The sequence below is a fragment of the Amycolatopsis dendrobii genome (genome assembly GCF_014145675.1).
Taxonomy (GTDB): domain Bacteria; phylum Actinomycetota; class Actinomycetes; order Mycobacteriales; family Pseudonocardiaceae; genus Amycolatopsis; species Amycolatopsis dendrobii.
Window position 1 is genome coordinate 256,409 of record NZ_JACGZW010000010.1, and the last position, 13,539, is coordinate 269,947.

Annotated in this window: 11 protein-coding genes; 6 read left to right on the plus strand and 5 right to left on the minus strand. The window is 71.3% G+C overall.

The annotated features are described in order from the left end of the window. Window positions 1–18 precede the first annotated feature (18 nt). Window positions 19–1,449: a S8 family peptidase gene (locus tag H4281_RS29455; RefSeq protein WP_182894154.1), complete on the minus strand. Its 1,431-nt coding sequence runs from the start codon at window positions 1,447–1,449 to the stop codon at window positions 19–21. Between the two features lie 510 nt (window positions 1,450–1,959). Between H4281_RS29455 and H4281_RS29460 the strand changes: the two genes are divergently transcribed. The 5 genes from H4281_RS29460 (at window position 1,960) to proB (ending at window position 8,694) form a co-directional block, all read left to right on the plus strand. Continuing rightward, entirely contained in the window at window positions 1,960–5,163 is a 3,204-nt protein-coding gene (locus H4281_RS29460) for a translation initiation factor IF-2 N-terminal domain-containing protein (RefSeq protein ID WP_182894155.1), read from the plus strand. 161 nt (window positions 5,164–5,324) lie between these two features. After that, complete coding sequence (gene rplU, locus H4281_RS29465; RefSeq protein ID WP_182894342.1) at window positions 5,325–5,639, plus strand: 50S ribosomal protein L21; 315 nt, start codon at window positions 5,325–5,327, stop codon at window positions 5,637–5,639. Window positions 5,640–5,687: 48 nt separating this feature from the next. Beyond that, entirely contained in the window at window positions 5,688–5,945 is a 258-nt protein-coding gene (gene rpmA / locus H4281_RS29470) for a 50S ribosomal protein L27 (RefSeq protein ID WP_009081082.1), read from the plus strand. A gap of 119 nt (window positions 5,946–6,064) precedes the next feature. Then, entirely contained in the window at window positions 6,065–7,591 is a 1,527-nt protein-coding gene (gene obgE, locus H4281_RS29475) for a GTPase ObgE (RefSeq protein ID WP_182894156.1), read from the plus strand. Then, a complete protein-coding gene (proB, locus tag H4281_RS29480; RefSeq protein WP_182894157.1) occupies window positions 7,588–8,694 on the plus strand; it encodes a glutamate 5-kinase in 1,107 nt (368 codons plus the stop codon). Before obgE ends, proB begins: the two co-directional genes overlap by 4 nt. On the opposite strand, the gene H4281_RS29485 is transcribed toward proB, so the two are convergent. Next, complete coding sequence (locus H4281_RS29485; RefSeq protein WP_182894158.1) at window positions 8,691–9,314, minus strand: TetR/AcrR family transcriptional regulator; 624 nt, start codon at window positions 9,312–9,314, stop codon at window positions 8,691–8,693. The genes proB and H4281_RS29485 overlap by 4 nt on opposite strands. 91 nt (window positions 9,315–9,405) lie before the next feature. On the opposite strand from H4281_RS29485, the gene H4281_RS29490 reads away from it, so the two are divergent. After that, window positions 9,406–10,650: an FAD-dependent oxidoreductase gene (locus H4281_RS29490; protein ID WP_182894159.1), complete on the plus strand. Its 1,245-nt coding sequence runs from the start codon at window positions 9,406–9,408 to the stop codon at window positions 10,648–10,650. Between the two features lie 2 nt (window positions 10,651–10,652). Here the strand turns inward: H4281_RS29490 and H4281_RS29495 are convergent, their stop codons facing one another. The 3 genes from H4281_RS29495 to H4281_RS29505 are packed head-to-tail and all read right to left on the minus strand — an operon-like array spanning window position 10,653 to window position 13,531. Then, window positions 10,653–11,129, minus strand: coding sequence for a hypothetical protein (locus H4281_RS29495; RefSeq protein WP_182894160.1), 477 nt, complete (start codon window positions 11,127–11,129; stop codon window positions 10,653–10,655). Window positions 11,130–11,157: 28 nt separating this feature from the next. Next, window positions 11,158–12,783, minus strand: a complete 1,626-nt coding sequence (locus tag H4281_RS29500; RefSeq protein ID WP_182894161.1) for an AMP-binding protein — start codon at window positions 12,781–12,783, stop codon at window positions 11,158–11,160. Window positions 12,784–12,796: 13 nt separating this feature from the next. Next, window positions 12,797–13,531, minus strand: a complete 735-nt coding sequence (locus tag H4281_RS29505; protein ID WP_182894162.1) for an SDR family NAD(P)-dependent oxidoreductase — start codon at window positions 13,529–13,531, stop codon at window positions 12,797–12,799. Between the last annotated feature and the right edge of the window lie 8 nt (window positions 13,532–13,539).

The following is a 13,539-nucleotide window of genomic DNA, read 5'->3' on the forward strand; positions in this document are numbered from 1 at the left end:
CCTGAAGCGCGGCTTCGGTCAGCGGGCCGGGCTGGGCAGTCCGGTCTGCGCGGGCGCCACCGCGGACCGGGCGTCGACGAGACCGTGGCCGTAGAAGCCGTTGTAACCGTCGTAGCCGGAGCAGTAGGCGTCTTGGGCGCCGTCGCCGGTGAGGTCGTAGTTGTCCGGGCACGGCATCGGCGTCGCGCGGGAATCCAGCGTGCGGCGCAGTTGGGCGGCCGTCCACGTGGGATGCACCGACTTGAGCAACGCCAGGACTCCGGCGACGTGCGGCGCGGCCATCGACGTCCCGCACATCGGCGCGTAGCCGCCCGGCACGGTCGAAACCACGCACCGGTCGTCGTCGCCGCCCGGGGCCGTGACATCGACCACACCGAGCCCGTACGAGCTGTAGCCCGACTTCACCCGGTCCGGGCTGACCGCAGACGCCGTCACCACGTCCCGCAGCCCGGCGGGCAGGGCCTCGCACTTCCCGGCGGCGGACGGCGAACCCGAGCGGCCCGACGGCGTGAGGTCGACCGCCTCGTTGGTCGCGGCGGCGACGTTCAGCGTGCCCTGCGAAGTCGCGTACTCCACGGCCCGCGCCAGCACCTCGTGCACCACGCCGCGGTCGTTGCCGCGCACGCAGGACAGGGACCACGGGTTCACGAACCAGCTGCTGTTGGCGATCGGCAGATGCCGCGCGGCCGACCACATGATCCCGCAGACCGCCGCCTCGGGATCGGCGTAGCCGCGGTCGTCGATCACCTTCACGGACGCGATCCGCACGCCCGGCGCGACGCCGGTGATGCCCTTGCGGTCGTCGGCCGCGGCGATGATGCCCGCGACGTGGGTGCCGTGCGCCGAGGTCGTCGGCTGCCACGCGGCCGGGCTCGGGTCCGGGACGCCGGTGAGACAGCCCGCCGAATCGTCCGGGTCGATCGCCTCGGCGAGGTCGGGGTGCTTCGGGTCGACGCCGGAGTCCAGGACGCCGACGACCACCGCGCGGCTGCCTTCGGTGACCTGGTGCGCGGCCGGGGCGCCGATCAGGTCCATGTCCCACTGCTGCGCGGACAGGTCCGCGGCGGGCACCCGCGCCGGGTCGCTGAGCGGGAGTTCGGCCCGCGCGGGCTGGGCCGCGGCGCCCGGCTGTCCGGCGGCCGCGCGGGTGGCTTGCGCGCTGAATGTCCGTTCCGGGCCGAGGCGGTCCGCGAACCCCCGATCGGCTGACGTGACGACCGCCACGGAAATCTGCGGGTAGTAGCCCACGAGCCGCCCGCAGCCCGCGCTCGTCTGCTGGCGGGCGGAAGATTCCGGGGTTCCGCGGTCGAACGCCACGACGTAGCGCACCGCCCGGCCGCCGGAGGCGCATCCGGGGCTCGCGACGGCGGCGGGGGAGACCGCGGCGCAGCCGGCGAGGACCAGGACGGAGCACACGGCCGCCCGCAGCGGCCGCGCCAGCACAGACACCGGACCTCCCACCGCGCGCGGGGCTATGCCGGGCGCCCGCGCGAGCGCCCGAGCCCGCACGCTAACCACCCCTGGCCCGGCGCGACAAGCGAAGCGCGGAAGTTCGCCCGAGTGCATGATCGCGGCACGCCCGGGCGCCTGCCGCGGGACACCGACTACACCGGGTGTCCCCCCGGGTGTGGGATACTCGCGTTGGCCGCTGCGCCGACGGGCATCCCGCCCGCGTCGTGGGCGGCCCGGAGGAGTGCCGGACCGGCACCACGCGCGTCGCCCCCGGGAGGCCGGGCCAAGGTCGATGTCGTGGCGGGTGGCCCGGGGGTCGCGAGCAGGCCGGCACCCCGCCGAGCAGACCAGGAACCGAGCGGCCGCCGACCCGGCGGACCGCACGGCTGCCAGCAGGATTCCCGCCGCTGGTCACCACCACGGCGGGCACGGAACAGAAAGGGCCCCTGCGCGGCCGCGTCACCACCGGTGCGAACCGGCTGACGCGCCCGGGGGCGGAGGAGACATATGTCGAACGCGGACACACCCGCCGATCAGACCGGCGGGAATACCGTCGCACCCACGACCAGCAGGCTGGGCGAGCTGCCGCCGCGCATCCGCGTGCACGCGCTGGCCAAGCTGCTCGGCCTGAGCAGCCGCGACCTGCTCGGCAAGCTCGCCGAGCTGGGGGAGAGCCCCCGCAGCGCCCAGTCGAGCGTGACCAAGGAGGTCGCGCACCGCGTCGCGGTCATCCTCGACGCGGAGGCCGCCGGCGAGACCGGCGACGCCGCTCCGGCCGCGGAGACCGCCGACGCCGCCGAGCAGGCCACGGCCGCGGCCGAGCCGGAGGCAGCCGGAAACGACGCCGCCGAGCAGACCGCCGCGGCCCAGGACAGCGAGCAAGCCCCGGAAGCCGCCCAGGGCGCCGCCGCGCAGACCCCCGAATCCCCGGAAGCCGCCGCGCCGCCCGCAGCCGCCGCCCCGGCGCCGGCTGCGGACACCGCGTCGGAAACCCCCGCCGAGCAGGCGTCCACGGCCGAACCGGCCCGCCCGTCCGCCGCCGACACCGCCGAACCGGAAGCCGCTCAGGAATCCGGCGAGAAGCGCACCCGCACCCGGCGCGCCCGCCGGGCCGTCGCGCCCGCGATCCCGGCCGAGCAGCAGGAAACCGAGCAGGCCACCCCGGCCCGCGGCCCGGTGCACGTGCCGGTCTTCGCCGCGCCCTCGCCGGTGTTCCTGCCGCCCGAGCCCGCGCAGCAGACGCGGAGCAAGCCCGAGCCGGTGTTCGGCGTCGGCGAGGCTCCCGCGCAGGCCGAGCGTCCGGGCCGGTCCGAGCGCGCCGCCGACACCGCCGAGGAAGAAACCCCCGACGAGACCCGCGACGAGCGGTCCGACGAGGACGGCGACGACGCGGGCGGCCGTCGCCGGCGCCGCCGCGGCCGTCGCGGCCGCGGCCGGGGCAAGGGCGGCGACGAGGCCCAGAACGAGAACGAGGACGAAACCTCCGAGGGCCAGCACGACCAGCAGGCCAAGGACGGCAAAGACGCCAAGGACGCCAAGGACAAGACCGAGAAGCCGGACGAGTCCGGCGACGCCGAGGCGGAGTCCGACGACGACGCCGAGTCCGACAGCGGCAGCAAGCGCCGCCGCCGTCGCCGCCGTCGCAAGGGCGGGGACGACGACGGGGCCGAGACCACCGGCGCCGACGACCCGCCGAACACCGTCACGCACGTCCGCCAGGCCAAGGCCGCCGAGGCCGAGCGCCCGGCGCGCGACGAGGTGCGCAGCGTCCGCGGTTCCACGCGGCTGGAGGCCAAGCGCCAGCGCCGCCGCGACGGCCGCGAGGCGGGCCGCCGCCGCGCCCCGATCCTGTCCGAGGCCGAGTTCCTCGCCCGCCGCGAGTCGGTCGACCGCACCATGGTCGTCGCCGAGAAGGGCGATTCCACGCAGATCGCCGTGCTCGAGGACGGCGTGCTGGTCGAGCACTTCGTGACGTCGTCGGGCACCGGCTCGATCGTCGGCAACGTCTACCTCGGCCGCGTCCAGAACGTGCTGCCCAGCATGGAGGCCGCGTTCATCGACATCGGCCGCGGCCGCAACGCGGTGCTCTACGCGGGCGAGGTCGACTGGGACGCCGCGGGCCTGGAAGGCAAGGCGCGCAAGATCGAGCAGGCGCTGTCCACCGGCGACAGCGTGCTGGTGCAGGTCACCAAGGACCCGGTCGGGCACAAGGGCGCCCGGCTGACCACGCAGATCTCGCTGCCCGGCCGCTTCCTCGTCTACGTCCCCGCGGGCGGGGCCACCGGCATCTCCCGCAAGCTGCCGGAGAACGAGCGGCGCAGGCTCAAGGACATCCTCAAGCGGATCGTCCCGGAGGACGCGGGCGTCATCATCCGCACCGCCTCGGAGGGCATCAGCGAGGAGGAGCTCGACCGGGACGTCCAGCGGCTCAAGGCGCAGTGGGACGTCATCAAGGAGAAGGCCTCGGCCGGGTCCGCCAAGAAGGGCGGCGCCCCGACCATGCTGTACGAGGAGCCGGACCTGCTGGTGAAGGTCGTGCGCGACCTGTTCACCGAGGACTTCGCGAAGCTGGAGGTCCAGGGCTCGACGGCGTGGGAGACCATCCACGGCTACGTGCAGCACGTCGCGCCCGACCTGACCGACCGGCTCAAGCGCTACACCGGCACCGGTGACGCCTTCGCCGAGCACCGGATCGACGAGCAGATCACGAAGGCGCTCGACCGCAAGGTCTGGCTGCCCTCGGGCGGCTACCTGGTCATCGACCGCACCGAGGCGATGACTGTGATCGACGTCAACACCGGCAAGTTCACCGGCTCGGGCGGCAACCTCGAGGAGACGGTGACCCGCAACAACCTGGAGTCGGCGGAGGAGATCGTCCGCCAGCTGCGGCTGCGGGACATCGGCGGCATCATCGTCATCGACTTCATCGACATGGTGCTCGAATCCAACCGCGAGCTGGTGCTGCGCAGGCTCACCGAATGCCTCGGCCGCGACCGCACGCGCCACCAGGTGGCCGAGGTCACGTCGCTGGGCCTGGTGCAGATGACGCGCAAGAAGATCGGCACCGGGCTGCTCGAGGCGTTCTCCACGCCGTGCGAGCACTGCAAGGGCCGCGGCGTCGTCGTGTCCACCGAACCGCAGCGCACCGGCGGCGGAGGCAACGGGAACGGCCACAACGGCGGCAACGGGCACAACGGCCACAGCCACGGCGGCGGCGACACCAAGAGCTCGCGGCGCTCCCGCGGCCGCGGCAAGGGCGAGGAGCAGCAGCACCACGAGCCCAAGCCGGAGCAGTCCGCCCCGGCCCCGACTCCGGAACAGCGCGAGTCGGTCGTGTCGGCGGTGCAGGCCATGGCCAACGCGTCCAAGGCCAAGCACGAGCACCACGCTCCGGAAGCCGCGGCGGACGCCGCCGAGGCCGTGAAACCGGCGGAGCCGGAAACGGCCGAGCAGGCCGCCGCGCCGGAAAAGACCGAAGACAAGACGGAGGCCCCGGCCCCCGTCCAGCAGCCGGAAGCGAAGCAGCCGGAGCCCGCGGCCAGCCAGGCCGCGCCGGAGGCGGAAGCCCCGAAGGAGCCCGCCGAGGCGGCCTCCGAAGAAGAACCCGAGGTCGACGTCCCGGCCCCGGCCGTGCGCAGCACCCGGCGCCGTCCGCGCCGCGCCGCTTCGCGTCCGGCAGGGCCGCCGGTGAAGGCTTCGGACCAGAGTTGATCCACCACGGGTACCCCGGGTGCAGCAGCGCCCGGGGCCTCCCGTAACCTGTAGTACGGCTCATCGCAAGCATGAGCCGCTGCGCGAGCACCTGGACCGCCCCCGGGCGGGCCGGCCGCGCCAGCCCCCTAACCCATTGTCGAGTAATGCAGGAGACTTCCGTGTCGGCGTACGCGATCGTCAAGACCGGTGGCAAGCAGTACAAGGTTGCCGTCGGCGACGTCGTCGAGGTCGAGAAGCTCGAGGGCGAGCCGGGCACCGAGCACACCTTCACCGCCGTGCTGTTCGTGGACGGTGGCGAGGTCACCACGGACGCCGACGCGTTGGCGAAGGTCTCGGTCACCGGCAAGGTCGTCGAGCAGACCAAGGGTCCGAAGATCCGGATCCACAAGTTCAAGAACAAGACCGGCTACCACAAGCGCCAGGGTCACCGGCAGAAGCTGACCCGCGTCGAGGTCACCGGCATCTCCAAGTAGTCCTCCGGATCTTCGCAACACACACTTTTCCCAGAAGGGGCTTGAGCGATGGCTCACAAGAAGGGTGCGTCCAGCTCCCGCAACGGTCGTGATTCGAACGCCCAGCGACTGGGTGTCAAGCGCTTCGGCGGCCAGGAGGTGAACGCGGGCGAGATCCTGATCCGCCAGCGGGGCACCAAGTTCCACCCCGGCGTGAACGTCGGCCGTGGCGGCGACGACACGCTGTTCGCGCTCGCCGCCGGTGCGGTCGAGTTCGGCTCGAAGCGCGGCCGCAAGACGGTCAACATCGTGCCAGTCGAGGCCTGATCTTCGGTCTCGACAGCGTCAGAACCTCCAAGCGAGGGGTGGGACCGGAATAACTCCGGCACCACCCCTCGTTTGTTTTTGTCCGGATACTTTTTTCGCACGTGAAGTGAGGCAAACCCATGGCGTCCCGGTTCGTGGACCGCGCGGTCATCCATCTGACCGCCGGGGACGGGGGAAACGGCTGTGCCTCGGTGCACCGCGAAAAGTTCAAGCCGCTCGGCGGCCCGGACGGCGGCAACGGCGGCAACGGCGGTGACGTCACCCTCGTCGTCGACGCCAACGTGCACACCCTTCTCGACTTCCACTTCCGCCCGCACGCCCGCGCCGGCAACGGCAAGATGGGCATGGGCAGCAACCGCAACGGGGCCCAGGGCGAGGGCTTGGAGATGAAGGTCCCGCCGGGCACCGTCGTGTTCACCGAGGACGGCGAGCTCGTCGCGGACCTCACCAACCCGGGCACCCGGTTCGTCGCCGCACAGGGCGGCCGAGGCGGGCTCGGCAACGCCGCGCTCGCGTCGAAGGCCCGCAAGGCGCCGGGTTTCGCGCTGCTCGGCGAGCCCGGCGAGAGCCGCAACCTCGTGCTGGAGCTGCGTTCGGTCGCCGACGTCGGCCTGCTCGGCTTCCCGTCCGCGGGCAAGTCGTCGCTGATTTCCGTGCTGTCCGCGGCCAAGCCGAAGATCGCCGACTACCCGTTCACCACGCTCGTGCCGAACCTCGGCGTCATCACCGCCGGGTCGTCGGTGTTCACGATGGCCGACGTGCCGGGCCTGATCCCGGGTGCGTCCGAGGGCCGCGGGCTCGGACTGGACTTCCTGCGCCACATCGAACGCTGCGCCGTGCTGGTGCACGTGGTCGACTGCGCGACGCTGGAGCCCGGCCGCGATCCGCTGTCCGATGTGGACGCTCTCGAGGAGGAGCTGGCCCGCTACACGCCGGGGCTCGGCGGCAAGCTCGAGGAACGTCCGCGCGTGGTGGTGCTGAACAAGATCGACATCCCGGAAGCGGCCGAGCTGGCCGAGTTCGTGCGCCCCGACCTGGAGGCGCGCGGGCTGCGCGTGTTCGAGGTATCGACCGCGTCGCGCAAGGGCCTCAAGGAGCTGAGCTTCGCGCTGGCGGAGGTCGTCGAGGCCTACCGCGAGGCGCAGCCGGTGCTGGAGCCGGAGAAGATCGTGCTGCACCCGCTGGCGATCGACGACAGCGGGTTCACCGTCGAGCGCGATCCGGAGGAAGAAGGCGGGTTCATCGTCCGCGGCTCGCGCCCGGAGCGGTGGATCCGGCAGACGAACTTCGCCAACGACGAGGCCGTCGGCTACCTCGCGGACCGGCTCAACCGGCTCGGCGTCGAGGAAGCGCTCGCGAAGAACGGCGCGCGTCCGGGCAGCCCGGTCACCATCGGCGACATCCAGTTCGAATGGCAGCCCTCGACCCCGGGCGTCGCGGTGCATCTTTCCGGCCGCGGCACGGACGTCCGGCTGGAGCGCAACGACCGCGTCAGCGCGTCCGACCGCAAGGAAGCCCGCCGGATCCGCCGCGACGGCACCGGCGAGGACGAGGACCTGGTCGAAGAAGAGGAAACGACCCCGTCCATCGACGCCGAACTGGACGACGTGTGGGACGACGAGGAGCAGGCGGAGCGCGACCGGTGAGCGGCACGCGCCACGAGATCGCGGAAGCCCGCCGGCTGGTCGTCAAAGTCGGTTCTTCGGCGCTGACCACCGCGGGCAGCGGGCTCGACGTGGCTCGCCTCGACGCGCTCGTCGACGCCATCGCGGACCGCGTGGCCCGCGACGCGCAGATCGTCCTCGTGTCCTCGGGCGCGATCGGCGCCGGGCTGGCGCCGTTGAAGCTGGGCAAGCGCCCGCGTGACCTGGCTACCCAGCAGGCCGCGGCGAGCGTCGGACAACTCGCGCTCGCGCACGCGTACGCGGAATCGTTCGGCCGCTACTCCCTGACGGTCGGCCAAGTGCTGCTCACTTCCGACGATGTCGTCCGCCGCTCGCACTACCGCAACGCGCAGCGCACGTTCTCCCGGTTGCTCGCGCTCGGCGCGGTGCCGGTCGTGAACGAGAACGACACCGTTGCCACGCAAGAGATCCGCTTCGGCGACAACGACCGGCTCGCCGCACTCGTGGCACACCTCGTCGGCGCCGACGCGCTGGTCCTGCTGTCCGATGTGGACGGTCTGTACGACGGCGACCCGCGCGACGGCGCGACCCGCAAGATCACCGAGGTGCGCGGCGAGTCCGATGTGGAGGGCATCGCGGTCGGAATGTCGTCCTCGGGCCTCGGCACCGGCGGCATGGTCTCGAAACTTTCCGCCGCACGCACCGCGGCCGGCGCCGGAATCCCGGTGCTGCTGGCCGCAGCCGCCGACGCCGGCGACGCGCTGCGCGAGGCGAACGTCGGCACCGCGTTCGCGCCCGCCGACACCCGCCTGTCCGCCCGCCGCTTCTGGCTCGGGTACGCCGCCGACACCTCCGGCCGGCTCCGCCTGGACGACGGCGCTGTGCGGGCGATCCTGCGCCGCCGGTCGCTGCTGGCGGCCGGGATCACCGGTTTGGACGGTGATTTCGAGGCCGGTGACGTGGTCGATCTGGTGGATGCGGCGGATGTCCCGGTGGCGCGTGGTGTGGTCGGGTTCGACGCGGGGGAGTTGCCCGCGTTGATCGGGCGGTCGAGCCACGAGGTCCCGGTGGAGCACCGCCGGGAGGTCGTGCACGCGGACGACCTCGTTCCGCTGCGCCGCTAAGCCCCCGAGAGATACCGAGCCACGCGAGCCAGTTGCTCCGCGTAGTACTCCACAAAGGATTCCGACGACGGATCCTCCCCGGTGAGCGCCTCCGCGATCCGGGGCAGCGACGTCGGCGCGCTCGCCGCCGCCATCAGCATCAGCAGCAACGTCTTCGGGTCCACATCGGACGGGAAGTCGCCCGCTTCCTGCCGCGCCCGCATGTACTTGAGCTGGCCGCGCAAAAACTCGCGCTGCGACTCCGCCCCCGCCTCGCTCGGGGTGCCCTCGGCCATGTTCTCCCGCAGGAACAACCGGGCCTGGTCTTGGTCGGAGAGGCCGCTCCTGGCGAAATCCGCGACCACGTCCGCGAGCGGACGGTCCGCCGTGGTCATCGCGGAGAACCCGGCGAACGGTTCGCTCGCGACCTCCGCGTACAGGCCTTCCTTGCCGCCGAAGTAGTACGAGATCAGCTGTTTGTTCACTCCGGCGCGCTGCGCGATGTCGCTGACCCGCGCGGCCGCGTACCCCTTGCTGCCGAACTCGGCCTTGGCCGCCTCGAAAATGCGGGCCTTCGTGCGTTCGGGATCGCGCTGGCGCTCACCGGGGCGCGGCGCGCGGCGCGGGGTGGTCTCGGACACCTGCGCAGCCTAACCGACGCATTAATCATCTCTATGGTTGACACAATCATCCATCCGGATAATTATGGAGGCCGACCGAGAGGGGATGACCGTGAAGAAGATCAAGGTGGCGGTGGTGGGCGGCGGTACCGGCGGGTTGTGCCTGGCGCACGGCCTGTCGCGGGCCGGAGTCGAGGTGGCGGTGTACGAGCGCAGCCGCACCCGGACCGAGCGCTTGCAGGGCTACCGCGTGCACATCGCGCCGATGGGTTCCGCCGCGCTGCACGAATGCCTCCCGCCGAAGGCGTGGGAGCAGTTCCTGGCCACGACGGGGGTAAGCGAGGGGACGTTCGGCTTCGTCACCGAGAAGATGCGCGAGCTGGCGGCCTTCGACGCTCCGCCCAGCTCGGACGCGACCGCCGCGCACCATTCGGTCAGCCGGATTTCGATGCACCAGGTGCTGTCGTCCGGACTGGACGGAATCCTCTGGTACGACAAGGAATTCATGCGTTACGAGACCGATTCGAAGGGGGTCGGCCTGCACTTCGCGGACGGCACCACTGCCGAGGCGGACCTGGTCGTCGGCGCGGACGGCGCGAGCTCCCGGGTCCGTGCGCAATTGTTGCCGCACGCGAAGCGCGTGGACACCGGAATCCGTACCGTCATCGGCAAATTCCCGCTGACCGAAGAGTCCCGCACGCAGCTTCCGAAGCGGCTCGCGACGGCCCCGACACTCGTGCTGCCCCCGCCGGGCTGCGGAATGTTCACCGCGCCGCACGAGTTTCCGTCGGCTTCGGTCAATGACGAGACCGCGGCCGTCGACCCCGTGCTGTTCGACAACACCGCCAGTTACGTGATGTGGTCCTACGGCGCGAAGGCCGCACACTTCCCGGCCGACCTCGCCGAATTGGACGCTCCCGCGCTTCGTTCACTGATCCTGGGCCGGATCCGCGACTGGCATCCCGCGTTCGGCCGGCTGGTGCGGGATTCGCCGGACGGCACGGTGAGCATGCTGCCGATCCGCACGTCGGTGCCGGTCCGCGACTGGGAGACCGGCCCGGTCACCCTGCTCGGCGACGCCGTGCACAGCATGACCCCGTTCCGCGGCATCGGCGCGAACATCGCCCTGCGCGACGCGCAAGTGTTGTGCCGCAACCTTTCCCGCGGTGGCGATGTGACCGCTGCGGTTGCCGACTACGAGCGGCGGATGCGGAAGTACGCGTACCCGCAAGTGCGTGGTTCGCTGCGCAGCGCCGAGCAGTTCGTGACCGAGAGCCGGTTCAGCCGCGGGATGACGCGCGCGTCGATGACCGCACTGGGGGCGGGTCTTTCGCTGCGGAGGAAGCTGCGCGGCTGACCTCAGCCCGCGCCGTACCAGCGCCCGCCCGGCGGCATGGCGTATTCCTTGTACAGCAGAGCGGCCAGGGCTTGCCAGCCGGTTTCGTCCGCGGGGTACGTCTGGCCGCCTGGTGCGATCAGCACGGCCTGGCCGCTCGCGTCGGCGACCAGCGAGATCGGCACGCGGAACTCGTCGTAGTCGTGCCGCACCAGCCAGCGCCACCCGATCGTGAACCGGCGGCGCGCGGACACCGGATAACGCACGTCGACGTCGGAGACGCCGGTGCTGACGGTCGTCCACAGCGGAGTGACGCGGAGTCCGGCGAGATGCACGAGCTGAGGTTTCTTGCCCTCCGGTTCGAAACGGTAGTACGGCCGCTTGCACCACCGCTCCCAGCGCAGCCGCCGTCGTTCGCGGCGGATCGGGCCGTGCAGCCGGGACAGCGCTTCCTCCACCAGGACGAGGGCGCGGGCGTAGTCGGGATCGGTGCGGGACACGAGATTCTCCCCTCTCTCGCGCCCGAAGCTACTGAGCCGGCCGGGGACCGGTCCCGCTCTCCGTTTCGACCAGCGACCGGAGCTGGAACTTCTGGATCTTGCCGCTGGCGGTGCGGGGGAGTTCCGGAAACAGTTCCACCCGCTCCGGCCAGTACTGCTTGGCGACGCCCTTCTCGGAGAGAAAACCGCGCAGCTTCTCCAGATCCAGGTGAGTGCCGGGTTTCAGCACCAGGCAGGCGCACGCGCGTTCCTGAAGCCGCGGATCGGGGACCGCGACCACGGCGACCGCCTCGACGTCCGGGTGTTCGTAAAGGACGTTCTCCACATACGCGACCGGGATGTTCTCGCCGCCGCGGATGATCACGTCCTTGGTGCGACCGGCGATGCGGAGGTAGCCGTCGGCGTCGATCGTCGCGAGGTCGCCGGTGTCGAACCAATCGCCGGTGAAACTCTCGCGGGCCAGTTCGAGCCGTTCGGCGTAACCGACGAACAGGAACGGCCCCGCGACCTGCAACCTGCCCTCGGTGCCCGGTGGCAATTCGGTCCCGTCCGCGCCGACGGTCCGGATCCGCATTCCAGGCCACGGATAGCCGTCGGTGTCGATCAGCTTGTCGTCCGGATCGCCCGGGACGCCGAGCGTGACCAGCGCGTCCTCGCTCTGGCCCCAGCCGCCGAGCACGACGAGACCGGGAAGTTTCTGCCGTGCCTGCCGCACGAGCGCGCGGGGGATCGGTGCGCCCATGCAGCAGAACCGTTGCAGGGAACTGAGATCGTGGGCGGCGAGATTCGGCGCGGACAGCAGGTCGTGCAGGAACGGCGTGGCGGCGGAGGTGTAGGTGATGCCGTGCTCGGCGACCAGTTCCACGAACCGTGCGGCATCCCATACGTCCTGCAGCACGCAGGTCGCGCCGTTCTGCACGCCGAGCCTTGCGCCGTAAAGGAAACCGGTGAGATGCGCGAGCGTCGACGCCATGTGCAGGACGCTGTCTGAGGTGATGCCGAGCCGGCCGGGGAGCGGATTGTTCGCGGCGACGGCGGTGTTGTGCGTGTGCATCACGCCCTTGGGCTCGCCGGTGGTGCCGGAGGTGAAGATCAGCAGGGTGACGTCGTTGGGATCAGGCCGCCACGTCGGCCGCTCCCGGCGCTCTTCCCAGGGCGTCGCGGCGAACTCGTCCCAGGAGGACCCGACTACCAGCACGTGCTCCAGCTCCGGCCACTGCGGACGGAGCCGCTCCGCCATCGCCGGATAGTCGAAACCGCGGAATTCCCGCGGCACCACCAGGATTTTCGACTTCGCGAGCGCGACCATGAAGCCGACCTCGCGGTCCCGGTAGATCGGGATGAGCGGATTGCTGACCGCGCCGATCCGGCTCGCCGCGTAGTGCACGACGATCCATTCGATCCGGTTCGGCAGCTGGAACGACACGACGTCGCCGGGCCGGACGCCCAGCTCCAGCAGCCCGAGCGCGCACCGGTCGACCTCGCGCTTGAGCTGGCTGAAGGTGACGCTGCGCTGCGAATCGACGAACGCGGTCTTGTCCGGCGTGGCCGCCGCGGCGTCGTCGAGGTAGTCGGTGATGGTGCGGTTCACCCAGTACCCGGCGCGGGTGTGGGCTTCGATCGTCTCGTCGTTGAGGATCGTCGCGAACGGCATGACGGGCTCCGGGTCAGCTCATGGTGAGGCCGCCGCTGACGCTGACGGTCTGGCCGGTGACATAGGCGGCCTCGTCGGAGGCAAGGAAGGCGACCACGTTCGCGATGTCGGACGGCTGCGCGAGCCGGCGGAACGGGATGGCTTTCGTCAGTGCTTCGCGCAGCTTCGGGTTGTCTCCGCCGAGCGAGGCGAACAGTTCGGTGTCCGCCGGACCAGGGCAAACGACGTTGGCGTTGACCGTGTTGCGCGCCAGTTCCCGGGCGATCGACTTCGTGAACGCGATGATGCCGCCCTTCGCCGCCGAGTACACCGCCTCGCCCGACGAGCCGACGCGACCGGCGTCCGACGCGATGTTGACCACGGACCCGAAGCCCTGCTCGACCATCACCGGCAGCACCTCGCGGCAGGTGTTGAGGACGCCGTAGAGGTTGATCTGCACGACGCGGTCCCAATCGGCGCGATCGGACTCCACGAACGGACCCGCCTTGTCCCAGCCTGCGTTGTTGACCAGCACGTCGATCCGGCCGAACTGCGCGCGGACCTGCTCGACCGCGCCGGCGACGGACTCGGGGGAGGTGACGTCGGTCTTGACGCCGAGCCCGCCGATCGCGGCCGCGGTTTCCTTCGCGGTGGTCTCGTTGATGTCGCTGACCACGACGGTCGCGCCCTCGGCGGCCAGCTTCCCGGCGATGCCGCGGCCGATGCCCTGACCCGCGCCGGTGACGATGACGACTTTGTCTTTGAGCATGTTTTCTC

What these genes read in the sequence shown, in the direction of transcription:
- H4281_RS29460 (WP_182894155.1), top strand. Translation starts at nt 1,960, where the DNA reads ATGTCGAACGCGGACACACCCGCCGATCAGACCGGCGGGAATACCGTC.
- rpmA (WP_009081082.1), top strand. Translation starts at nt 5,688, where the DNA reads ATGGCTCACAAGAAGGGTGCGTCCAGCTCCCGCAACGGTCGTGATTCG.
- H4281_RS29505 (WP_182894162.1), bottom strand. Translation starts at nt 13,531, where the DNA reads ATGCTCAAAGACAAAGTCGTCATCGTCACCGGCGCGGGTCAGGGCATC.
- H4281_RS29500 (WP_182894161.1), bottom strand. Translation starts at nt 12,783, where the DNA reads ATGCCGTTCGCGACGATCCTCAACGACGAGACGATCGAAGCCCACACC.
- obgE (WP_182894156.1), top strand. Translation starts at nt 6,065, where the DNA reads ATGGCGTCCCGGTTCGTGGACCGCGCGGTCATCCATCTGACCGCCGGG.